Here is a 21,107-nt window from a genome sequence, read left to right on the forward strand (position 1 = left end):
CGCCCCATCCGGGAACTGCTTTCGCCCCGGGTGGGGCGCCCTCATGTGCGGCCCGAAGTCGTAGCGCCGATTTATCGGCAAATTCACACGCGATAAGTGCGCTATGTCCGCTGTGTCCCGCCCGAGTTGCCCTACATTATCGTTTCTTCCTCGGTTATTTCGGATGCGTCGCGCCAAGAATTCTCGTCCAATTGACCTGTTGCGGACGGCATCCGTGCAGATACATTCAGCCGCGGTCGACGCGTTCCGGCGCACACCCTCCACGGGGGGTGAGGTCTGACCCGGGCCCGCGGAGCGCGGGCCCGCGATAGGGCCAGTAATAGGGGAGTTAGGAATGGCTCAGGGCACCGTCAAGTGGTTCAACGCGGAGAAGGGCTACGGCTTCATCGCGGTCGACGGTGGTGCGGATGTCTTCGTCCACTACAGCGCGATACAGATGGACGGCTACCGCACCCTCGAAGAAGGCCAGCGAGTCGAGTTCGAGATCTCGCAGGGTCAGAAGGGGCCGCAGGCGGACATGGTCCGCGTGGCCGGCTGATCGGCGCGGGCGCGTTCGGCCACCGACGCGACGCCACGAAGGGCCACCCCCGCACGGGGTGGCCCTTTCGCCGTTGTGCGCCCCCCCGCGGGGGCGCCCCGTCCGTGGCGGGCGCTTGCACTCGGCAGGGGAGAGTGCTAATCATTGGCGTTAGCACTCTGCGCGTGAGAGTGCCACTTGGACCGGGTCGGTGAGGCCCGTCCGGACGCCGGGAAGGAACCGGCGGCCGGCAGGCCGTCCGTCGCGGGCGCCACGCGGTCCGTTCCACCGCCCCCGCCTCCGGTGGGGGAACCCCCAGTCCGCGGAGGACACTTCACATGGCTAAGATCATCGCGTTCGATGAGGAGGCGCGGCGCGGCCTTGAGCGCGGGATGAACCAGCTCGCCGACGCCGTTAAGGTCACCCTCGGTCCCAAGGGCCGGAACGTCGTCCTTGAGAAGAAGTGGGGCGCCCCCACGATCACCAACGATGGTGTGTCCATCGCCAAGGAGATCGAGCTGGAGGACCCGTACGAGAAGATCGGCGCCGAGCTGGTCAAGGAAGTCGCGAAGAAGACCGACGACGTCGCCGGTGACGGCACGACGACCGCGACCGTCCTGGCCCAGGCCCTGGTCCGCGAGGGCCTGCGCAACGTCGCCGCCGGCGCCAACCCGATGGCCCTCAAGCGCGGCATCGAGCGTGCCGTCGAGGCCGTCTCCGCCGCCCTGCTGGAGCAGGCCAAGGACGTGGAGACCAAGGAGCAGATCGCTTCCACCGCCTCCATCTCCGCCGCCGACACGCAGATCGGCGAGCTCATCGCCGAGGCGATGGACAAGGTCGGCAAGGAAGGCGTCATCACCGTCGAGGAGTCGCAGACCTTCGGTCTGGAGCTCGAGCTCACCGAGGGCATGCGCTTCGACAAGGGCTTCATCTCGGCGTACTTCGCCACCGACCTGGAGCGGATGGAGGCGTCGCTCGACGACCCCTACATCCTGATCGTCAACTCCAAGGTCTCCTCGGTCAAGGACCTGCTCCCGCTGCTGGAGAAGGTCATGCAGTCGGGCAAGCCGCTGCTGATCATCGCCGAGGACGTCGAGGGCGAGGCCCTGTCGACCCTGGTCGTCAACAAGATCCGCGGCACCTTCAAGTCCGTCGCCGTCAAGGCCCCGGGCTTCGGCGACCGCCGCAAGGCCATGCTGGGCGACATCGCGATCCTCACCGGCGGCACGGTCATCTCCGAGGAGGTCGGCCTCAAGCTGGAGAACGCGGGCCTGGACCTGCTCGGCCGCGCTCGCAAGGTCGTCATCACCAAGGACGAGACCACGATCGTGGACGGCTCCGGTGACGCCGACCAGGTCGCCGGCCGCGTCAACCAGATCCGCGCCGAGATCGAGAACAGCGACTCGGACTACGACCGCGAGAAGCTCCAGGAGCGCCTGGCCAAGCTCGCGGGCGGCGTCGCGGTCATCAAGGCCGGTGCCGCGACCGAGGTCGAGCTCAAGGAGCGCAAGCACCGCATCGAGGACGCGGTGCGCAACGCCAAGGCCGCCGTCGAGGAGGGCATCGTCGCCGGTGGTGGCGTGGCCCTGCTGCAGGCCTCCGCGGTCTTCGAGAAGCTGGAGCTGGACGGCGACGAGGCGACCGGCGCCAACGCCGTGAAGCTCGCGCTGGAGGCCCCGCTCAAGCAGATCGCCGTCAACGGTGGTCTCGAGGGCGGCGTCATCGTCGAGAAGGTCCGCAACCTGCCGATCGGTCACGGCCTCAACGCCGCGACCGGCGAGTACGTGGACATGATCGCCGAGGGCATCATCGACCCGGCCAAGGTCACCCGCTCCGCGCTGCAGAACGCCGCGTCGATCGCCGCGCTGTTCCTGACCACCGAGGCCGTCATCGCCGACAAGCCGGAGAAGGCCGCCGCGGCCGCTCCGGGCGGCATGCCCGGCGGTGACATGGACTTCTGATCCCCTCCCGGGATCACCTGTCCTGCACGCGTACGACGGCGCCCGCTCCCCGATCCGTTCGGGGGGCGGGCGCCGTCGTGTCCGCCCCTACACGGGCCGGGCCGACTCCAGCGCCTCGCGCAGATGGCCGCCGGACTCGCGCAGCAGCCGCTCCGCCGTCGCCGCGTCCACCCGCGCCAGCAGGGTCAGGATCGCGGGCTTGACCTCCCCGTCGGTCGCGGTGAGCGCGTCCTCGATCGCCGTGTCGTCCGCGCCGGTCGCGAGCGAGACGATCCGGCGCGAGCGGGCGCGCAGCTTCTCGTTGGACGCGCGCACGTCCACCATCAGGTTCCCGTACGTCTTGCCCAGCCGGATCATGGTGATCGTCGAGAGCATGTTGAGGACCAGCTTCTGCGCGGTGCCGGACTTCAACCGGGTGGAGCCGGTGAGCAGTTCGGGCCCCACGACGACCTCGATGCCGTGCTCGGCGGCCGCCGCGAGCGGCGAGCCCGCGTTGCACGCCAGGCCCACCGTGAGCGCCCCGAGCGCCCGCGCGTGCTCGACCGCGCCCAGCGCGTACGGGGTGCGCCCGGAGGCGGAGACGCCCACGACGGTGTCGGCGGCGGTCAGCCCCAGCGCGTCCAGGTCGCCCGCGGCCAGCTCCCTGCTGTCCTCGGCGCCCTCGACCGAGGTGACCATCGCGGACGGCCCGCCCGCGATGAGCCCCACCACCTCCCCGCCGGGCGTGGTGTTGAAGGTCGGCGGGCACTCGCTGGCGTCCAGCACGCCGAGCCGCCCCGCGGTCCCGGCGCCCGCGTAGACGAGCCGGCCGCCGCGCGCCATCCGGGCCGCGATGCCGTCGATCGCGGCGGCGATGGCGGGCAGTTGGGCTGCGACGGCGGCCGGAACGGTGGCGTCCTCACCGTTCATCGTGCGGGCGATCTCCAGCGTCGGCATCCGGTCGATCTCGGCGAGCTCCGGCCGGAAGGCCTCGGTGGTCAGCGTGTCCAGTTCGCGGCGCAGCTCGGTGTACTGGGGCATATGCGGCTCGTTCATCCTTCTCGCAGGTGTCGGCTCGGCGGGTGGGGCCGCAGAAGGGGCGTGGTGCATTATTTCAGGCCATGACCGGTCATGGCCCGGGAGGTCCGCGGGGCGGCCCCCGGAGGGCGGGCGGTGGCGGTCGGGGGCGTGCGGTGCCGTCCGGGGACCCGCATGTCCCGTGCGGGGCCCGGCGGTTCGCGGCCCGGCGGCCGCGGCTCCCGTCGGCAGCGTTCAGCCGCGGCTCGGGCGGGGCCGGTGGCGGTGGGCGAGGGCCTCGTAGGAGGCGGCGAGCGCGGGAGCCGCGGTCTCGTACGTCCGCTGCGCGACCCCGACGAACAGGCAGTCCACCACCAGCAGTTGACTGGTCCGGCTGGACATCGCGGCGGGCCGCAGCTCGCTCTCCCGGGAGCTGGACGTGGTCAGCACGGCGTCCGCCCACTGGGTGACCGGCCCGTCCGGACGGCCCGTCACCGCGATCGTCGTCGCCCCGCGGTCGAAGGCCGCCCGCAGCGGCTCGATCACGTCGTGCGTGCTGCCCGAGTGGGTGATCGCCACCGCGGCGTCCCCCGGCCGCAGTTGGACGGCGTTGGTCACCGCCAGATGCGGATCGGTGTGCGCCTGCGCGATCAGCCCGATGCGCAGCAGCTTCTGCGCCAGGTCCTGCCCGACCAGCCCGGAGGCGGCCATGCCGTACACGTCGATCCGCCGGGCTCCCGCCAACGCGGCGACGGCGGCCTCCAGTTGGGCCATGTCCAGCTGGGCGGCGGTGTCCGCGAGGGTCTGCTGCTCCTCCAGGGCGAGCTTGGCGACGACATCGGGCAGCGGGTCGTCCACCGCGATGTCCGCGGTCACGGCGGGTGGCACCCCGGCTGCCTGCTGCGCGGCGAGCGCGGCCAGGGCGAGCCGCAGATCCCGGTAGCCCGGGTAACCGAGCAGCCGCGCGGTACGGACGACGGTGGCCTCGCTGGTACCCGTACGGATCGCGAGGGCGGTGACGGTCTGCTGGGCGCAGCCGGCCGGATCACCCGCGACGGCTTCCGCGACGCGCTGCATGGAGCGCGTCATGGAGGGTGCGAGCGTACGGACCTTGGCGGCGAGCGCCCCCGGGGCGGGGGGCGTGACGGGTATGACGGGCGCGTCCGGGCTGCCGCGCAGCGGGCGGACACCCGGCGGGAAATTTTCCTTCACGCTGTGGGTCACTCTATGAAAGGTATTTTCACGCCATCGGGCCGTCAAGCCGTGGCCGGCGCCATTGCTCACGGACCGGCGGACCGGTCCCGGTCGCCGGGCCGTTCCCCGCCGGGCCAGTCCCCGCGCGCGGCCACGTCCAGCACGAGCGCCGCGATGTTCCACGCGTCGTCGTCCCCCCGGTGGTGCCGCCCCTCCAGCGGCAGCCCGGCCACCTCCAGCGCCTGCGCCATCCCGGGCCTGCGCCGCAGCCCGTACGACGCGGTGAAGACGGCCTTCGCGTTGGTGTGCGCGCTCCCGAAGGGATACTCCGCGCCCGTGTGACGGCACTGCCGCGTGAACTGGTTGCGGTCGTAATCCCCCCAGCTCGCCCACGGCAGCACTCCCGCGCGGTGCGTGGCCGCGAGCGCGCGGCACGCCTCGGCGAAGCTCGTCCCGCCGTCCACCTCGTCCTGCGTCAGCCCGGTCAGCTCCGTGCAGAACGCGCTCACGCGCGAGCGGGCCGGGCGCACCAGCAGCCGGTGCTTCGCCCGCCGGGTGCGGGTGGCCAGATCCACCACGGTGAGCCCGATCTCGATGATCTCGCTCACCTGTCCCGCGGGCGGCTGCCCCTCCCAGCACGTCGCCTCGACGTCGACGACATTGAGGAGGTGAGGGGTGTCCATGCGCGTGAGCATAGGAACCCCCGAGGGACGGGGGCCAACCGTTTTCCGTACGGTACGGCCGCTCCGCGGGGGTGTCGCCGGGAAGGGATAATGGGGCTCATGGACGACCCGGCGGAAGCGGCACTGCACGAGGCCCGCGCCCGCGTGCTCGCGGATCTGGGGGCGCGTGACGTGACGGGCCCCGCGATCGTCTCCCTCGTGGAGGAGGCGGTCGCCGAGCGCCGCTGGTGGGTGGGCAAGTGGCCGGACGGCGCCCCGTTCGTGCCCGGCCTGGTCGCCCAGGACGTGCAGGACGCGCTGCTGGAGACGTACGGCCGCTGGCCGCTGTGCCCGTACTGCGACGACCCGCACGCGCTCGCGGTCGAACCGGAACTGGGCCCCGACCCGATCTGGGTGTGCGAGGTGCGCCGGGAGACGGTCGCCCCGGTCGGCGAACTGGGGCCGCGCCCGTGACCGTGTACCTCGACCCGCCGACCTGGCCGGGCCACGGCCGGATGTGGTCCCACCTGGTGAGCGACGTCTCGTACGACGAGCTGCACGCCTTCGCGGCGCGGCTCGGCGCCCCGCCGCGCGCGTTCGAGCGCGACCACTACGACATCCCCGCCGAGCGCTACCCGGACGCGGTGTCGCTGGGCGCCGTGGAGATCGGCAGCAAGGAACTGGTCCGCCGCCTCACGCAGGCGGGCCTGCGCCGCCGCAAGTACGACCCGCGCCGCGCGGGCGCCGCCGGGTAGGCCCGCTACCGTCCCGTCAGGGGCGCCGGAACGTCAGCGTCAGGGCGCGGCTGCCGCTCACCTGGCCGGTACCGATGAGCTGGACGCCGCCGCTCGCCGTGACCTGGAAGGAGAGCTGGGCCTCGGCCAGCGGCAGGGTGCCGCCCCGGGCGGCGACGTCGGCGAAGACCTGCTGGAGCGCGTCCACGGTGGCGGCGAGGTTGCGCCGCAGCGGCCCGAGCGGCACGGCCCGCAGTTCGGGGTTGCCGCCGAGCAGCCCCATGGTGTCCTCGCCGTCCTCGGGCTCCACCCAGAAGGGCAGCGTCGCGCCGTCCCCCACGGCCGCCTCCGCCTCGCCTGCCGCCTCGACGTCCGTCATGCGCGCTGCCCCCACTTCCGGTCACCCCTGCCTGCGGTGCGTCAACTGTAGGCGCTGGGCGTCCGGTTGACGGCCGGGACCGGCGGACGGTCCGCGGGCGGGGTGCGCGGGGGAGCGCAAGGGTGCACGGGAGAGGGGGAAATCGTGGAGTACGGGACCTGAACGCGGGGCTTCCGCCAGGATGTCCGGGTGATGTCCGTGACCTCCCTCACCGCACCCGGACCGCTCGACGAGGAGCGGCTGTACTGGGACTGGTACCAGCGGCTCGGGCCCGGTGCCGAGCTGCTCGGCGACGTCGCCGGGGCCACCGTCGCCGACCTCGGGGCCGGGACGGGCGAGCGTGCCGCCCACGTCGCGGCCGTGCTCGGCGCGGAGCAGGTCGCCGCGATCGACACCTCGGCCACCCGCGTCACCCTGGGGCGCGAACGGTACGCCCACCTGGCGGAGCTGGATTTCGTGCACGGCGACGCGGCCACCTACCTCGCCGCGGCCGCGGGCAGCGTCGACGTGGCCTACTCCTGCTTCGGCGCCGCCGACTTCTCCGACCCGGTGCACCTGCTGCCCGCCGCCGCGAGCGGGCTGCGGCCCGGCGGCACGTTCGTCCTGGCCACCCTCGCGCACTACGAGGACGGCGCGCCGCCCGCGGCCGAACTGCGGCCCACCGAGGTGTCGGTGCGCTCCTCCAGCGGCAGCCTGACGACCAAGCGGCGCTGGGTGCTGGCGCCCGCCGTGTGGGAGAAGCTGCTCGCGGAGGCGGGTTTCACCGCCATCACCACCGAGGTGCTGCGCGACCCGGGCGGCGACCGCCGGCCGCCCATCGCGACGACCCTCATCCGGGCCGTGCGCGGCACGAGTTGACGCCCGGCCGGCCGAACAGGGGCCGTATCAGGCCTCCAGCAGCTCCAGTTCGGTGGTGAGGTTGCGGCGCGCGGTGCGCTCCCAGTGCTCGCGGCCGTACGCGGTGCGGAACAGGTGCGGCAGCTCCAGGAGTTGCCGCAGCACGCCGGCCCGCCCGGCGCGGAAGTCCGGGTCGGGTACGAAGCCGTACTCGGCGCGTACGGCGGCGGCGTAGGCGGCGTACGCGGCCGGGTCGCCCGCGAGGACGGCGAGGTCCGCGTCGCACAGCACCTCGCCGTCGGCGTCGCCGGGCGCGGGGTCGTGCGTGACGGTCAGCCGCACCAGCCGGACGACCTCCGCGACGCGCTCCGCGCCGACCCCCGCCTCGGTGAGCGCCCGGCGCGCGAGGTCGGCGCTGCGCTCCTCGTTCTCGCTGCGGTCGGGGCGGTAGACGGCGTCGTGGAACCACGCGGCCAGCGCCACGGTGTCCGGGTCGTGCGCGTAGACGGTCAGCTCGGTCGCCCGCGCGAGGACCTCCGCGAGGTGGTCGACCGTGTGGTAGCGGCGCTGCGGCTCGCCCCACCGCTCCAGCAGCTCCCGCCCGTACGGCCCCGGGTCGGGGGCCTGCTCGCCCGCCCCGCCGCGCTCGCTCTGCTGGCAGCGGCGCAGCAGCTGGTTCCACTCGGCGAGCAGGGCGTCGTACCGCGGATGGGCCGCGGAGCTGGTGTGAGGCATGCGGGCCATTGTGACGGAAGCGCACCCCAGGGGCGGTCGCGGGTCCGGCGCGGCGGCACGCCGGCACCTTCCCGCGCCGCCCCCGGCGTCCTCACGGCAGCAGCCTGCGCCCCAGCCGGCGCATCGCCAGGACCAGCGCGGCGGCGCCGAAGACGGCCAGGTAGAGGGCCGCGAAGCCGACCGCCGGGGTCATCCGGCCGAGCGCGGGCCCGCGGACCAGCTCGATGCACTGGTAGAGGGGCAGGCACTCCACCGCGAGCTGCACCGGGCGCGGGTAGACGCCCAGCGGGTAGAAGGTCGTCGCGAACAGGAACATCGGCAGCATCACCAGCTGCACCAGCTGGAAGTCCTGCCAGCTGCGGATGTACGTCACGACCGCCAGGCCCGCCGCCGCGAACGCGAACGCGATGAGCAGCGCCCCCGGCAGGATCAGCAGCCCCCACGGCGAGTGCACGAGCCCGAAGGCGGCGAGCGCCGCCCCGAAGACGGCCGTCACCGCCGTGCCGCGCAGCAGCGCCCACGCCACCTCGCCGAGCGCGACGTCGCGCACGCCCAGCGGGGTGGCGAGGATCGCCTGGTACGTACGGGTCATGGTGAGCCTGCCGTACAGCGAGAACGTCGTCTCGTTCATCGACCCGTTCATGGCCGCCGTCGCCAGCAGCGCGGGCGCGACGAAGTCGACGTAGCCGACGTCCGGGGCGCCCAGGCCCGGGACATGGCCGACGAGCGCGCCGATGCCGACGCCCATCGACAGCAGGTACAGCACCGGTTCGAAGATCTCGGCCAGCAGCAGGTACCAGGTGTGGCGGTAGATGACGAGGTTGCGTTCGACGAGAGCGGCAGGGCCCGCGACCGCGGGCGAAGTCCACAACGCGCGCAGCACGGCGGTCCTTTCGGAAGAGGTGTGGGATTCGTACGGCGGTCAGCGGTGCAGGCGCCGGGCGTACGCGCGGCGGGCCGCCCACAGCCCGGCGGCGGTCAGCAGCACGAGGTACCCGGTGTGCACGGCCGCGGCACCCGCGCCGAGCCCGCCCAGCGTGATCCCGCGGGTCAGCTCCACGCCCTGGTAGAGCGGTGTGCACTCGGCCACGTACCGCAGCCAGTGCGGGAGTTGGGAGACGGGGAAGAAGGTGCCGGAGAACATGTAGAAGGGCATCACCACGAAGCGGTAGATCCCGTTCAGCCTGCTCTGCCGCTCGGTGCGCACCGCGTACGCCATCAGCGGCGTCGCGAAGGCCAGCCCCGTCAGCAGCACCGGCCCCGCCGCGAGCAGCGCCTTCACCGGGCCCACCACCCCGAAGGCCACGACCACCGCGAGGAAGAGCAGCCCGCTCAGCAGCACCCGGAAGGCCATGAAGAGCGCGTGCCCGGCGAGGATGTCGCCCGGCCGCATCGGAGTCGCCGCCGCGGCCGGGTAGTTGCCGCTGCCGCGCGCCGACTGGAAGACGGGGAAGCCGCCCTCGATCACGCCGTTCTGCATCGCGGAGGCCGCGACCAGGCCGGGCGCGAGGAAGTCCAGATAGGGCGTCCCGGCGAGATGGCCGCTGTGCCCGGCGTCCACCAGCTTGCCCAGGCCCGCGCCCATCGCCGCCAGGAACAGCAGCGGATTGGCCACGCTCATCACCACGGTGCCACGCCAGATCCGCCGGTAGCGGCGCATCCAGTAGCCGAACTCGCGCAGCGCGGGCACCCGCGCGGCCAGCACGTCGGTCGTCGTCGGACGCACAGTCGTCGCGCTCATCGTCAGTCCACCAGCGTCCGGCCGGTGAGGGTGAGGAAGACGTCCTCCAGGCCCGCGCGCCGCACCAGCGCCGCCTGCGGGCCGACCCCCGTCGCGTGCACGGCCTTCAGCGCGGACTCGCCGTCGTCCGCGTAGACCAGCAGCCGGTCCGGCAGCACCTCGGCGCGCTCACCGATCCCCGCGACCTCCGCGGCGACACCGTCCAGCGCCGTGTCCGGCGCGAACCGCAGCTCCAGCACCTCGCGCGTGCAGTGCGCCTCGATCAGCTCCCGCGGACTGCCCTCCGCGACGATCCGGCCGTGGTCCATCACCACGATCCGGTCGCACAGCTGCTCGGCCTCGTCCATGTAGTGCGTCGTGAGCAGCAGCGTCACACCCTGCTGCTTGAGCCGGAACAGCCGCTCCCACAGCAGGTGCCGGGCCTGCGGGTCCAGGCCCGTCGTCGGCTCGTCCAGCAGCAGGATCTCCGGCTCGTTGATCAGCGACCGGGCGATCGTCAGCCGCCGCCGCATCCCGCCCGACAGCGCCTCGACCTGCTCGTCCGCCTTGTCCGCGAGCCGCGCGAAGTCCAGCAGCCGGGTGGTACGGGCCCGTATCTCGGCCCGCGGCAGACCGAAGTACCGCCCGTAGACCAGCAGGTTCTCCCGCACGGTCAGCTCGGTGTCGAGCGTGTCGTCCTGCGGTACGGAGCCGAGCCGGGCGCGGATCGCCGCGCCGTCCTCGGCGGGGTCCAGGCCCAGCACGCGCAGCGTGCCGCCCGACACGGGGGAGACGGCGGCGATCATGCGCATCGTCGTCGACTTCCCGGCCCCGTTCGGCCCCAGGAACCCGAACGCCTCCCCGCGCCGCACCCGGAACCCGATCCCCGCGACGGCCTCCAGCTCCTCCCCGCCCCCACGGGGGGCATGCACCTTCCGCAGCCCCTCGGCCTCGATCAACACGTCGTCCACGCGGCTCCCTTCTTCCCCCGCCTCGCGGGCGGCTGCGCCATCCCACCAGACACCTTGCCGAAAATCCACCACGTTTTCCCGCAAGAACCGTACGACCCCCAGGAATTCACGGAGCCCCCTCCGGAGGGGGTGCCACATGCGGTTGCCGGTCGCCTTTCCCCCGGGGGGGCCTGCCGCGCAGTTCCCCGCGCCCCCAAAAACGCTCACCCCGCGCGCCAACGCCCCGCCCTGCCCCGCAGGCCAGCACCCCAGGGGCACGTGGGGGTACCTCCCAGGCGAAGCTCTGGGGGAGAACTGCGCGAGCAACCGCCCACCGGCGGAAGGTCCCGCAACGGCGGCAAGTGGCAGCCCAGCGGGTTAAGGGGTGCGTGGGGGTACCTCCCAGGCGAAGCTCTGGGGGAGAACTGCGCGGCCAGCCCCCACCACCGGAAGGTCCCGCGGCAGCGGCCAGCGGCAGCCCGGCGGGCAAGGCCCGAGCCCCGCAGGGGCGCGCGGCGAACCCGGCGCGGAGCGCGAGACGCGGAGGTCTCGGACCAAGCCACCGGCGAGGTAATGCGTTCGCCTCCCCCGCGCCGGAGGCGTAAGATCGCCGGTCTTGCCGCCTCCCGGACGGGAGCGCCGCCGCCCGGACGGAAACCGGCCGGCCCCTCACGTACCCGCGCCGACCGCCGGAGGCCTCCGTGCCCTCGCACGCCCAGAGCCAGGACCAGGACCAGAGCCAGCACCCGCACCAGAGCAGCAGCACCCCCGCCGGAGGCGACCCGCTGGGCCGCGAGCGCGGCCACCTCGCCGCGTCGCGCGCCGCGCTGCGGGCGATGCGCGCGGACGTCGAGTCGATGGACATCAGCGACGTCAGCGGCAACTGGGTGGACGCCAAGATCCTGGCGGCCGCCTACGAGGCTCGCATCATCGCGCTCGCCGACCTCGCCGACACGCCCCTGTTCTTCGGGCGGCTGGACTACGAGCACGCGCCGGGCGTGGACGCGGCCGAGGGCGCGGAGGGCGAGAGCTTCTACATCGGGCGGCGGCACGTCCACGACGCGGTCGGCGACCCGATGGTGATCGACTGGCGCGCGCCCGTCTCGCAGCCGTTCTACCGGGCCTCGCGCGCCGAGCCGATGGACGTCCGGCTGCGCCGCCGGTTCGGTTACACCGGCGGGGAGCTGACCGCGTACGAGGACGAGCACCTCACGGATCCCGGTGAGGCGGCGACGGCGAGCAAGCTGCTCCAGACGGAGATCGAGCGGCCGCGTGTCGGTCCGATGCGCGACATCGTCGCGACGATCCAACCGGAGCAGGACGAGATCGTGCGCGCCGGGGTGACCGGCACGGTGTGTGTGCAGGGGGCGCCGGGCACCGGCAAGACGGCGGTGGGCCTGCACCGTGTCGCGTATCTGCTCTACGCGCACCGCGAGCGGCTGGCCCGCTCGGGCACGCTGGTGATCGGCCCGAACGCGTCCTTCCTGCGCTACATCGAGCAGGTGCTTCCGGCGCTCGGCGAACTCCACGTCAAGCAGGCCACGGTGGACTCCCTCGTCGCCCATGTCCCGGTGCGCGGCACGGATTCGGCGCAGGCCGCCCGTCTCAAGGGCGACGCCCGGATGGCGGAGGTGCTGCGGCGCGCGGTGCGTTCGGGCATCCGGATGCCGCAGGAGCCGGTCGTGGTGGTCCGCGGGTCCCGCCGCTGGCGCGTGCCCGCGTACGAACTGGAGGAGATCGTCCGCGAGTTGGCCGGGCGCGACATCCGTTACGGGGCCGCGCACGACGCGCTGCCGCAGCGCATCGCGCACGCCGTGCTCGTGCAGATGGAGCGCGCGGGGGAGGCCCCCGACGACCGCGTGCAGGACGCGGTGGCCCGCAACCCCGCGGTGAAGGCGGCGGTCAAGGCGTGCTGGCCGCCGGTGGATCCGGCGAAGCTGGTGCTGCGGCTGCTGTCCGACGCGGAGTTCCTCGCCGAGGCGGCCGACGGCGTCCTCGAACCGGAGGAGCAGCGGACGATCCTGTGGGACAAGCCCGCCCGCGGGCTCGCGTCGGCGAAGTGGACGGCGGCCGACGCCGTCCTCGTGGACGAGGCGCAGGACCTGGTGCAGCGCACACCGTCGCTCGGGCACGTGGTGCTGGACGAGGCGCAGGATCTGTCACCGATGCAGTACCGCGCGGTCGGGCGGCGCTGTTCGACCGGTTCGGCGACCGTGCTCGGCGACATCGCGCAGGGCACCACGCCCTGGGCGACGGCGAGTTGGGCGGAGGCGCTGACACACCTCGGCAAACCGGGCTCCCGCATCGAGGAGTTGACGCGCGGCTTCCGGGTGCCGCGCGAGGTCATCGGCTACGCGTCCCGGCTGCTGCCGCAGATCGCGCCGGACCTCGCCCCGGCGACGTCGGTCCGTGAGGCGGGCGGCGACTTCGCCGTACGGGCCGTGGCGGAAGGGGAGTTGGAGGCGGCGGTGCTCGCTGCGTGCGGGACGGCCCTGGAGCACGAGGGCTCCGTCGGCCTGATCGCCGCGGACCCGGACGTCCCGGCGCTGTCCGCCGTGCTCACCGCGGCCGGCCTGCCCTTCCTCGCCCCCGGTGACGAGACCTCGGCGGACGCCCGCCTCACCCTCGTCCCGGCGTCGCTCGCGAAGGGCCTCGAATACGACTACGTCGTCCTCGCCGAACCCGCCGCGATCGTCGACGCCGAACCCGACGCGCGCACGGGCCTGCGCCGCCTGTACGTGACGCTGACCCGTGCGGTGTCCGGCCTCACGGTCCTGCACGCGCGCCCGCTGCCGGAGTCGCTGGCGTCCTGAACGCGGGCCCCCCGCGGGGGAGTTCAGCCGACGGCGACCGGGGCGTCCAGTGCCTCGCGCCAGGTCCGGACGGCGGACGGGTCCACCGCTCCGGACCATCCGCCGGCCCGCACCGCGCCGCCGACGTGGAAGCCGTCGAGGCCCGCCGCGCGCAGCTCCGGGACGTGCTCCAGCAGCAGGCCGCCGCCCACCAGCAGCCGCGGCTCGTAGCCGGGGTCACCGCTGCGCGCGGCCTCGGCGCACAGCACGTCCATCCCGTCGCCGACGCCCTTCGCGGACCCGGCCGTCAGATACGTGTCGAGGCCGGGGAGCCCCGCGAGCTGGAGCCGTACGGCGTCGCGGTCGGTGGCCCGGTCGATCGCGCGGTGGAAGGTCCAGCGGCATCCGTCGAGCACGTCGACCAGCGCGTGCACGGCCTCCAGATCCGCCGCGCCGCTCCCGTCGAGGAAGCCCAGCACGAACTCCTCGGCGCCCTCGGCCCGCAGCCCCTGCGCCGCCTCGCACAGTTCGTCCAGCCGCCGCGCCCCGCCCGCGCTGAAGCCGTCCGTGAGCCGCAGCATCACCCGTAGCGGGATGTCGACGGCGTCGCGGATCGCCCCGAACGTCTCCCGCGACGGGGTCAGGCCGTCGGCGGCCATGTCCGTGACCAGTTCCAGCCGGTCGGCGCCGCCGGTCTGTGCCGCAACGGCGTCATCGGGTCCGAGGGCGATTACCTCGAAGATTGGTCTAGACATATGACCAAGGTTGCCACATGCCCCCGCCCCACGCGACCCCCGGGGTCCCCATGACATATGGGTGTCACAGTCGGGCCCGGCGGACACGGAGCACCTGCCCCGCGCGAAGGTGCGGGGAGTTCGTGAAGAGCTTGCACGCACCGCGCCCTCCGCGATCAACTGAGCGGCGAGCCACCGAGCGGAGAGGGCGGAATGGAGTTCCTGGGGGAGCCGGGCCGACCGGCGGAAACGGGCCCGTACCGACCGGTCGCCGCACTCGGCGAAGGCGGCATGGGCCGCGTCCTGCTCGCCGTCTCACCCGACGGCCGCCTCGTCGCCGTCAAGCTCGTGCACGAACAGCTCGTGCACGAACCCGGCTTCCGCGACCGCTTCCGCCGCGAGGTCACCGCGTCGCGGCGGGTGGCGGGCGCCTACACCGCCGCCGTGCTCGACGCGGACGCCGATGCCGCGACCCCCTGGCTGGCCTCGGTCTTCGTGCCGGGTCCCGCGCTGCGCGAGGTCGTCGAGCGTACGGGCCCGCTGGACCCGCCCGCGGTCGTACGGCTGGCGGCGGGCCTCGCGGCGGCCCTCGGCGAGGTCCACCGGGCGGGGCTGATCCACCGCGACCTGAAGCCGTCCAACGTGCTGCTGGCCGCCGACGGCCCGCGCGTCATCGACTTCGGCGTCGCGCGCGCGACCGACAGCGAGGGCGGCACCGAGATCACCCGCACCGGCGTGGTGGTCGGCTCGCCCGCCTTCATGTCGCCCGAGCAGGCGGAGAGCCGCGCCCTCACCCCGGCGGCCGACGTCTTCTCGCTGGGCTCGGTCCTGGCCTACGCCGCCACGGGGCGCAGCCCGTTCACGGGCACGTCCGCGCTGATGACGCTCTACGACGTGGTGCACGGCGAACCCGAACTCGGTGCGCTGCCGCAGGAGTTGTGCGACCTGGTGGGAGACTGCCTCGCCAAGGACCCGGCCGCCCGGCCCACCCCGGCGCAGATCCTGGCCCGCATCGGCCACGTCCCGCCCACCACCCGCCCCTGGCCCGCGCCCGTGCACGAGCTGATCGGCGCACAGGCGGCGGAGATCGAGCACGTCCTCGCCGGTACGGCGCCGGGCCCGGCGGGGGAGGAGCCCGGCCCCGGGGTGGGGCCGGAGGTCCCGGACGTCGCGCCGGGCCCGGCGGCTGCAGAGGTGCCGGAGGCCCTGGACGTCGCCGCCCTGCCGACGCGGACCGCCGCCGCCCCGGCCGTCCCGCCCGCCGGGCCCGCGCCCGTACCGCCGGAGCCGCCCGTACCGCCGGAGCCGCCCGTACCGGCCGGGGACGTACCGGCCGGGGTGGGCGCGCAAGGCCCCGGAGGGCGGCGGGGGCCGAGCCGGCGGGCGCTCGTGCTCGGCGCGCTGGGCGTCGCCGGGATCGGCGCCGCCGTGGGCATCCCGCTGGCGCTGAACGGCGGTTCCGGCGGCGGCAGCGGTACGGCCTCGGGCGCGCCGCCGTCGCGGAGAGCGTCCGGCCCCGCGTCGTCGTCCCCCTCGTCCGCCCCGCCGTCCTCGGGGACGGCGGGCCCGACGCCGACCGCGCCGCCGTCCCCGCTGCCCGCGGGGGAGGAGACGGCGGCGTACGTCCTGTCGGAGAAGACGGCGATGCTGACCGCCGCCGAGATCAGCCCGGACGGCAAACTCGTCGCGGTGGGCGACATGGACGGCGGACTGACGCTGCGCCGGGTGCCGAGCCTGCAGATCGACACCGTCCTTGCCCAGCCGGTCGACGGCTCCCTCGACCACACCACCGGTGACGTCACCTTCAGTCCCGACGGCAAGCTGCTCGCGAGCGTCGACGACAACGCGGCGGTCACCCTCTGGGACGTCGCGTCCCGCAGAAGCGTCGCCACGCTGCACGGCGACCCGGGCCAGCGGCGGACGGCGTCCACCTACGCCCTGGTCTTCAGCCACGACGGCAGGTCCCTGGCGCTGGGCGCCACCCGCACGGTCACGGTGTGGGACGTCGCCTCCCGGCGCAGGACCGCCAAGGTGACCTGGCCGCGCGACAGCGAGGCGGAGTACGAGGCGGAGAGCGACCTTCAGGGCCTGGCCTTCACGGCGGACGGCCGGACGGTCGTGGCGTCCACGTCCGTCGGCAAGCTGTACTTCTGCGACCTGCGCGCACAGCGCGTCGCCGCCACCGTGCGCGGCCCGCGCGACGGCCTGACGGACGTGGCGGTGAGCCCGAACGGCAAGATCCTCGCGGTGGGGGCGTACGGCGAGGTGCGGCTGTGGCGCCCCGACACCCGCAAGGCGCTGGAGAGCGTGCCGAGCGACCCGTACTGGGTCAGCAGCCTGGCCTTCAGCCGCGACGGCAGATTCCTGGCCTCGGCGGCCATCGGCGGCTCGGTGCAGGTCGTCTCGACCGCGGACTGGAGCGTCGTCCACGCCTTCGACGGCACGGTGGACGGGGCGACGGAGACGCTGAGCGCCGCGATGACCGACACCACGGCCCCCGACAGCGTCGCCTTCAGCCCGGGGGCCGACTACCTGGTGGAGCCGCTGGACTACTACCTGGTGCTGTGGAAGCTCAGGTGAGGCGGGCCGGGTACGGCGTGGGGCGGACGGTCTCGGGGTGACCCTGAGAGCGGGGTAGGGGGTGCGGGTCCGCCCGCGGGATGATCACCGGGCGGGGGAATTACATCCTCAGCCCGACGTGGGGCGAATGCCGGATTTCGTACCGTGGGGACATGGCCTCCTCGACGATCACTCCAGCCCCGGCGCCGCAGCTCGTGCACGGCGCGACGATCCCCGAATCCCGCCCCGACTACCCCCGCCACCGCGTGGGCGACGCCCTGCGCGCGATACGCGTCTACGCCGTCGCGGCGGTGGAGGTGGTGGTGCTCGGCACCGGCGGCAGGCGCTAGCTCCCGCCCGCCCCCGGCCCGCAGGGCCGGTCGGCCCCGAGCCCTGTTCCGTCGGCCCGGAGCCCCGTTCCGCCGTCCTCCGCTCCTAGACGTCCTCGCCCGCGCCCGTGAGCAGGTCGTCCGCGTCGACGATGCGGTAGGCGTAGCCCTGCTCGGCCAGGAAGCGCTGGCGGTGGGCCGCGAAGTCCTGGTCGATGGTGTCCCGGGCCACGACCGAGTAGAAGCGGGCCTCGTGACCGTCCGCCTTCGGGCGCAGCACCCGTCCCAGCCGCTGCGCCTCCTCCTGGCGGGAGCCGAAGGTCCCCGAGACCTGGATCGCGACCGTCGCCTCGGGCAGGTCGATGGAGAAGTTGGCCACCTTCGACACGACCAGCACCGACAGCTCGCCCTGCCGGAAGGCCTCGAAGAGCTTCTCGCGCTGCGCGTTCGGCGTCTCGCCCTTGATCACCGGGGCGCCCAGGTGCTCGCCCAGCTCGTCGAGCTGGTCGATGTACTGCCCGATGACCAGGGTCTGCTGGCCCGCGTGCTTGCGCACCAGCGCCTCCGTGACCTTGCGCTTGGTCGCCGTCGTCGCGCAGTAGCGGTATTTCTCCTCGGCCTCGGCGGTGGCATAGGCCAGCCGCTCCGAGTCCGTGAGGTTGACCCGCACCTCGACGCAGTCGGCGGGCGCGATGTAGCCCTGCGCCTCGATCTCCTTCCAGGGGGCGTCGAAGCGCTTGGGCCCGATGAGCGAGAAGACGTCCGACTCACGGCCGTCCTCCCGGACGAGCGTCGCGGTCAGCCCGAGGCGGCGGCGTGCCTGGAGGTCGGCGGTGAACTTGAAGACCGGAGCAGGAAGGAGATGGACCTCGTCGTAGATGATCAGACCCCAGTCCCGGGAGTCGAACAGCTCCAGGTGCGGGTAGACGCCCTTCCGCTTGGTCGTCAGGACCTGGTAGGTCGCGATGGTGACGGGCCGGATCTCCTTGCGCGTCCCGCTGTACTCGCCGATCTCCTCCTCGGTGAGCGTGGTGCGCCGGACCAGCTCGTGCTTCCACTGCCGCGCCGAGACGGTGTTGGTGACCAGGATCAGGGTCGTCGCCTTCGCCTCGGCCATCGCGCCCGCGCCGACCAGCGTCTTGCCCGCGCCGCACGGCAGCACGACCACGCCAGAGCCGCCGTGCCAGAAGCCCTCCACGGCCTGCTTCTGGTAGGGCCGCAGCCCCCAGCCCTCCTCGTCGAGGTGGATCGGGTGCGCCTCGCCGTCCACGTACCCGGCGAAGTCCTCGGCCGGCCAGCCCAGCTTGAGCAGAACCTGCTTGATCTGGCCGCGCTCGGAGGGGTGGACGACGACGGTGTCCTCGTCGATCCGGGCGCCGACGAGCGGCTGGACGCGCTTGGAGCGGAGGATCTCCTCCAGCACGGGGCGGTCGGTGGTGGTCAGCACGAGCCCGTGCGCGGGGTGCTTGCTGAGCCGCAGCCGCCCGTAGCGGTCCATTGTCTCGGCGACGTCGACGAGCAGCGCGTGCGGCACGGGGTAGCGGCTGTACTCGACCAGCGCGTCCACCACCTGCTCGGCGTCGTGCCCGGCGGCACGGGCGTTCCACAGCCCGAGCGGGGTGAGCCGGTACGTGTGGATGTGCTCGGGCGCGCGCTCCAGCTCGGCGAAGGGCGCGATGGCCCGCCGGCAGGCGTCGGCCAGCTCGTGGTCGACCTCCAGCAGGAGGGTCTTGTCGCTCTGGACGATCAGGCAGGACACGCGGGTACCTCCGGGCTGGCCGGGATGGGGCGAACGAAAAATTGTACGCCGGGCGGGTGGACCGACAGGGTGTCCGCCGTCACCCGGGGGTGAGGGGGTGGCGGGAAGAGGGCGGGAGAGGGGGTGACGGGTCGCGCGGGCCTCGCTGCGGGTCTCGGTGCGGGCCTGCTGAGGGGCCCGGTGCGGACCCGGTGCGGGGGGCGGAGCGCCATCCGTGCGAATCTGCGGCATCCTTACTCGCGCCTTACATCCGCGTTAGTCCTATTTGATGTTTTCTGCGGTCATGGATCACCAGCAGACGCATCCTCCCGCCGAGCCGCGCCGGCGCAGGACGTTCCGTGCGGTCGCGGCCTCCTCGGCCGTCGTCGTCGCGGGAGTCATCGCCGCGGCCGGCCTGCTGCTCCCCGCCTCCGCCTCCGCCTCCGGCGGGGACCCGACGGGCGACGGGGGGCCGTCCGCCGGCCATGGCGTCACGCAGCCCACCGACGACTGGCCCAGCGCCCCCGACACCAACGGGCCGACCCACCCGCCGGCCACGTCCCACCCGCCGGCCACGTCCCGTCCCCCGATGACGACGCAGCCGCCGACGACGGCTCAGCCGAGCGCGCCCGACACGGACTGGCCCAGCGCCCCCGACACCGGGTGGCCGCAGCCCAGCACGTCCAGCTGCCCGCCCACCCACCACCCGTCGCACCCGCCGACGTCCCGTCCGCCGACGCACCACCCGTCCCACCCGCCGACGCATCACCCGTCGCATCCCCCCACGCATCACCCGTCGCACCCGCCGACGCATCACCCGTCGCATCCCCCCACGCATCACCCGTCGCACCCGCCGACGCATCACCCGTCCCACCCCCCGACACACCCGCCCACGCACCCGCCGACGTCCCGTCCGCCGACGCATCACCCGTCGCATCCCCCGACCCATCACCCGTCGCACCCGCCGACACACCCGCCGACACATCCGCCGACGCACCCGCCGACGCACCCGCCCACGAAGCCGCCGACCACGCCGCCGACGTGGACCCCGCCCACGACGCCGTCGACGACGCCTCCCACGTGGACGCCGCCGACGCACGAGCACCCGTCCCACCCGCCGACACATCCGCCCACGCACCCGCCGACCCACCCGTCGCAGCCGCCGACCACGTCCCCCGGTCTGCCGCACACGGGTTCCGACGGGATCGAGTGGATCGCGGCCTCCGCGGTCGCGGCGCTCGGTGCCGGTGGAACGCTGCTCGTGATGACGCGTCGCCGGCGCGGCGGCCAGCACCACTGAGCCCGCCGCAGAACCGCCGCGCGAGCCACCCGCGGCGCTGAGAACGGACCGGCCGCCCCACGCTCTTCCCGGCGTGGGGCGGCCGGTCGCGGGTAGACGGCCCGTCAAGAGAACGCCTACCGGGAGGGTTACCGCCGTGGCGATGCGTATGGCCTTCTTCGATCGCCTGCGCGGTCCGAGGACCGCACCTCCGGAGGCGGCGGTACCGGCGCCGCGCCCGAAGCCCAAACCGAGGCCCAAGCCCAGGCCGAAGGTGGCGCCCGAGGCCGAACCCGGCGCGGAGCCGAAGGCGAGACCGAGGTGGAGGACGGCACCGAAGCCGACATCCGCACCGAAGGCCCCGCGCACCGGCACCGGGACCGGCAGCCGCACCCGTACCCGCACCACCCGCCCCCGGGTGCGGAAGCCGCCGCCCCCGCTGCTCCAGCGGCACTCCCTCGGCCCGATGCTCGCCCGGGGGCTGGTGCTGGCCCTGGCGGTGGTCTGCATGGTGGCCTTCGCGGTGGCGCTGGCCCGCGTCACCCTCGTCCCCTCGCCCGCGTCGGACTCGCTGGCCCACACGAACCTGCGGCCGGGCGCGTCCATCCGCGCGTACCTCGACCAGCCGGACATCCACGACACGATCAAGCAGCTCGGCGGCAACGTCCTGCTCGGCGTCCCCTTCGGGATCCTGCTCCCCACGCTCTTCCCGCGCACCCGCGGCTTCCTGCGGGTGGCGCTCCTGACGGCCCTGACCATGGTCCTGGTCGAGACGGCGCAGGGGTCGATGGTGGAGGGCCGGGCGTTCGACGTCGACGACGTCATCCTCAACACCGTGGGCGCCCTGATCGGCTACCTGCTGCTCGGCCACCGGCTGGCCGCAGCGCTGCACCCCGACCGGCCCCACTGGTGGCACCGCTTCTTCCCGCCCCGCCCGAAGCCCGGAACCGGGGCCGCGGCCGGATCGGGGGCCGCGAAGAAGCCGTGACGG

The 21,107-nt window shown here is 73.8% G+C and carries 19 protein-coding genes; 9 read left to right on the top strand and 10 right to left on the bottom strand.

Features of this window, described 5'->3' with window-relative positions:
- The first annotated feature begins 334 nt into the window (after nucleotides 1-334).
- A complete protein-coding gene (locus tag ACH4PY_RS06740; RefSeq protein ID WP_003986833.1) occupies nucleotides 335-538 on the top strand; it encodes a cold-shock protein in 204 nt (67 codons plus the stop codon).
- Between the two features lie 317 nt (nucleotides 539-855).
- Nucleotides 856-2,478 carry a chaperonin GroEL gene (groL, locus tag ACH4PY_RS06745; protein WP_398176687.1) on the top strand — a complete coding sequence of 541 codons (1,623 nt, stop codon included), beginning with the start codon at nucleotides 856-858 and terminating at the stop codon, nucleotides 2,476-2,478.
- Between the two features lie 87 nt (nucleotides 2,479-2,565).
- Here groL and murQ read toward each other — a convergent pair whose 3' ends face one another.
- From murQ to ACH4PY_RS06760, 3 genes are all read right to left on the bottom strand, one after another.
- Nucleotides 2,566-3,498: an N-acetylmuramic acid 6-phosphate etherase gene (murQ, locus tag ACH4PY_RS06750; RefSeq protein WP_398176689.1), complete on the bottom strand. Its 933-nt coding sequence runs from the start codon at nucleotides 3,496-3,498 to the stop codon at nucleotides 2,566-2,568.
- Nucleotides 3,499-3,729: 231 nt separating this feature from the next.
- The gene (locus ACH4PY_RS06755) at nucleotides 3,730-4,698 is read right to left on the bottom strand and encodes a MurR/RpiR family transcriptional regulator (protein WP_398176691.1); all 969 of its coding nucleotides are present in this window, start codon (nucleotides 4,696-4,698) and stop codon (nucleotides 3,730-3,732) included.
- Between the two features lie 56 nt (nucleotides 4,699-4,754).
- A complete protein-coding gene (locus ACH4PY_RS06760) occupies nucleotides 4,755-5,351 on the bottom strand; it encodes an exonuclease domain-containing protein (RefSeq protein WP_398176693.1) in 597 nt (198 codons plus the stop codon).
- A gap of 90 nt (nucleotides 5,352-5,441) precedes the next feature.
- Here ACH4PY_RS06760 and ACH4PY_RS06765 point away from each other — a divergent pair, with 90 nt between their 5' ends.
- Both ACH4PY_RS06765 and ACH4PY_RS06770 read left to right on the top strand, forming a co-directional pair.
- Nucleotides 5,442-5,804, top strand: a complete 363-nt coding sequence (locus ACH4PY_RS06765) for a hypothetical protein (protein WP_398176695.1) — start codon at nucleotides 5,442-5,444, stop codon at nucleotides 5,802-5,804.
- Complete coding sequence (locus ACH4PY_RS06770) at nucleotides 5,801-6,085, top strand: DUF4031 domain-containing protein (RefSeq protein WP_398176697.1); 285 nt, start codon at nucleotides 5,801-5,803, stop codon at nucleotides 6,083-6,085. The genes ACH4PY_RS06765 and ACH4PY_RS06770 overlap by 4 nt, the downstream gene beginning before the upstream one ends.
- Nucleotides 6,086-6,101: 16 nt before the next feature.
- Here ACH4PY_RS06770 and ACH4PY_RS06775 read toward each other — a convergent pair whose 3' ends face one another.
- Complete coding sequence (locus ACH4PY_RS06775; RefSeq protein WP_398176699.1) at nucleotides 6,102-6,443, bottom strand: hypothetical protein; 342 nt, start codon at nucleotides 6,441-6,443, stop codon at nucleotides 6,102-6,104.
- Between the two features lie 192 nt (nucleotides 6,444-6,635).
- Between ACH4PY_RS06775 and ACH4PY_RS06780 the strand changes: the two genes are divergently transcribed.
- Nucleotides 6,636-7,301 (top strand): class I SAM-dependent methyltransferase, encoded by a 666-nt coding sequence (locus ACH4PY_RS06780; RefSeq protein ID WP_398176701.1) that lies wholly within the window; start codon nucleotides 6,636-6,638, stop codon nucleotides 7,299-7,301.
- 27 nt (nucleotides 7,302-7,328) lie between these two features.
- On the opposite strand, the gene ACH4PY_RS06785 is transcribed toward ACH4PY_RS06780, so the two are convergent.
- The 4 genes from ACH4PY_RS06785 to ACH4PY_RS06800 form a co-directional block, all read right to left on the bottom strand.
- A complete protein-coding gene (locus ACH4PY_RS06785) occupies nucleotides 7,329-8,015 on the bottom strand; it encodes a hypothetical protein (protein WP_398176703.1) in 687 nt (228 codons plus the stop codon).
- Nucleotides 8,016-8,106: 91 nt separating this feature from the next.
- Nucleotides 8,107-8,898 carry an ABC transporter permease gene (locus ACH4PY_RS06790; RefSeq protein ID WP_398176705.1) on the bottom strand — a complete coding sequence of 264 codons (792 nt, stop codon included), beginning with the start codon at nucleotides 8,896-8,898 and terminating at the stop codon, nucleotides 8,107-8,109.
- A gap of 39 nt (nucleotides 8,899-8,937) precedes the next feature.
- Nucleotides 8,938-9,756 (bottom strand): ABC transporter permease, encoded by an 819-nt coding sequence (locus ACH4PY_RS06795; RefSeq protein ID WP_398176707.1) that lies wholly within the window; start codon nucleotides 9,754-9,756, stop codon nucleotides 8,938-8,940.
- Nucleotides 9,757-9,758: 2 nt separating this feature from the next.
- Nucleotides 9,759-10,706: an ABC transporter ATP-binding protein gene (locus tag ACH4PY_RS06800; RefSeq protein WP_398176709.1), complete on the bottom strand. Its 948-nt coding sequence runs from the start codon at nucleotides 10,704-10,706 to the stop codon at nucleotides 9,759-9,761.
- Between the two features lie 680 nt (nucleotides 10,707-11,386).
- On the opposite strand from ACH4PY_RS06800, the gene ACH4PY_RS06805 reads away from it, so the two are divergent.
- Complete coding sequence (locus tag ACH4PY_RS06805) at nucleotides 11,387-13,498, top strand: HelD family protein (RefSeq protein ID WP_398176711.1); 2,112 nt, start codon at nucleotides 11,387-11,389, stop codon at nucleotides 13,496-13,498.
- Between the two features lie 23 nt (nucleotides 13,499-13,521).
- On the opposite strand, the gene ACH4PY_RS06810 is transcribed toward ACH4PY_RS06805, so the two are convergent.
- Entirely contained in the window at nucleotides 13,522-14,232 is a 711-nt protein-coding gene (locus ACH4PY_RS06810; protein ID WP_398176713.1) for a copper homeostasis protein CutC, read from the bottom strand.
- A 192-nt stretch (nucleotides 14,233-14,424) separates the two neighbouring features.
- On the opposite strand from ACH4PY_RS06810, the gene ACH4PY_RS06815 reads away from it, so the two are divergent.
- Nucleotides 14,425-16,791, top strand: coding sequence for a WD40 repeat domain-containing serine/threonine protein kinase (locus tag ACH4PY_RS06815; RefSeq protein WP_398176715.1), 2,367 nt, complete (start codon nucleotides 14,425-14,427; stop codon nucleotides 16,789-16,791).
- A gap of 152 nt (nucleotides 16,792-16,943) precedes the next feature.
- On the top strand, nucleotides 16,944-17,120 hold the full coding sequence (locus ACH4PY_RS06820; protein ID WP_398176717.1) for a hypothetical protein: 177 nt from the start codon (nucleotides 16,944-16,946) through the stop codon (nucleotides 17,118-17,120).
- An 85-nt stretch (nucleotides 17,121-17,205) separates the two neighbouring features.
- Here the strand turns inward: ACH4PY_RS06820 and ACH4PY_RS06825 are convergent, their stop codons facing one another.
- Nucleotides 17,206-18,858 carry a DNA repair helicase XPB gene (locus ACH4PY_RS06825; RefSeq protein ID WP_398176719.1) on the bottom strand — a complete coding sequence of 551 codons (1,653 nt, stop codon included), beginning with the start codon at nucleotides 18,856-18,858 and terminating at the stop codon, nucleotides 17,206-17,208.
- 1,676 nt (nucleotides 18,859-20,534) lie between these two features.
- Between ACH4PY_RS06825 and ACH4PY_RS06830 the strand changes: the two genes are divergently transcribed.
- Entirely contained in the window at nucleotides 20,535-21,104 is a 570-nt protein-coding gene (locus ACH4PY_RS06830) for a VanZ family protein (protein ID WP_398176721.1), read from the top strand.
- The last annotated feature ends 3 nt before the right edge of the window (nucleotides 21,105-21,107 follow it).

The sequence above is a fragment of the Streptomyces sp. NPDC021224 genome, assembly GCF_044332905.1.
In the GTDB taxonomy this organism is placed as follows: Bacteria; Actinomycetota; Actinomycetes; order Streptomycetales; family Streptomycetaceae; genus Actinacidiphila.

Excerpts from the sequence above, each read along its gene's own strand:
- murQ (WP_398176689.1), bottom strand. The coding sequence starts at position 3,498 with ATGCCCCAGTACACCGAGCTGCGCCGCGAACTGGACACGCTGACCACC.
- ACH4PY_RS06775 (WP_398176699.1), bottom strand. The coding sequence starts at position 6,443 with ATGACGGACGTCGAGGCGGCAGGCGAGGCGGAGGCGGCCGTGGGGGAC.
- ACH4PY_RS06785 (WP_398176703.1), bottom strand. The coding sequence starts at position 8,015 with ATGCCTCACACCAGCTCCGCGGCCCATCCGCGGTACGACGCCCTGCTC.
- ACH4PY_RS06760 (WP_398176693.1), bottom strand. The coding sequence starts at position 5,351 with ATGGACACCCCTCACCTCCTCAATGTCGTCGACGTCGAGGCGACGTGC.
- ACH4PY_RS06780 (WP_398176701.1), top strand. The coding sequence starts at position 6,636 with ATGTCCGTGACCTCCCTCACCGCACCCGGACCGCTCGACGAGGAGCGG.
- ACH4PY_RS06820 (WP_398176717.1), top strand. The coding sequence starts at position 16,944 with ATGGCCTCCTCGACGATCACTCCAGCCCCGGCGCCGCAGCTCGTGCAC.
- groL (WP_398176687.1), top strand. The coding sequence starts at position 856 with ATGGCTAAGATCATCGCGTTCGATGAGGAGGCGCGGCGCGGCCTTGAG.
- ACH4PY_RS06815 (WP_398176715.1), top strand. The coding sequence starts at position 14,425 with ATGGAGTTCCTGGGGGAGCCGGGCCGACCGGCGGAAACGGGCCCGTAC.
- ACH4PY_RS06740 (WP_003986833.1), top strand. The coding sequence starts at position 335 with ATGGCTCAGGGCACCGTCAAGTGGTTCAACGCGGAGAAGGGCTACGGC.
- ACH4PY_RS06810 (WP_398176713.1), bottom strand. The coding sequence starts at position 14,232 with ATGTCTAGACCAATCTTCGAGGTAATCGCCCTCGGACCCGATGACGCC.
- ACH4PY_RS06795 (WP_398176707.1), bottom strand. The coding sequence starts at position 9,756 with ATGAGCGCGACGACTGTGCGTCCGACGACGACCGACGTGCTGGCCGCG.
- ACH4PY_RS06765 (WP_398176695.1), top strand. The coding sequence starts at position 5,442 with ATGGGGCTCATGGACGACCCGGCGGAAGCGGCACTGCACGAGGCCCGC.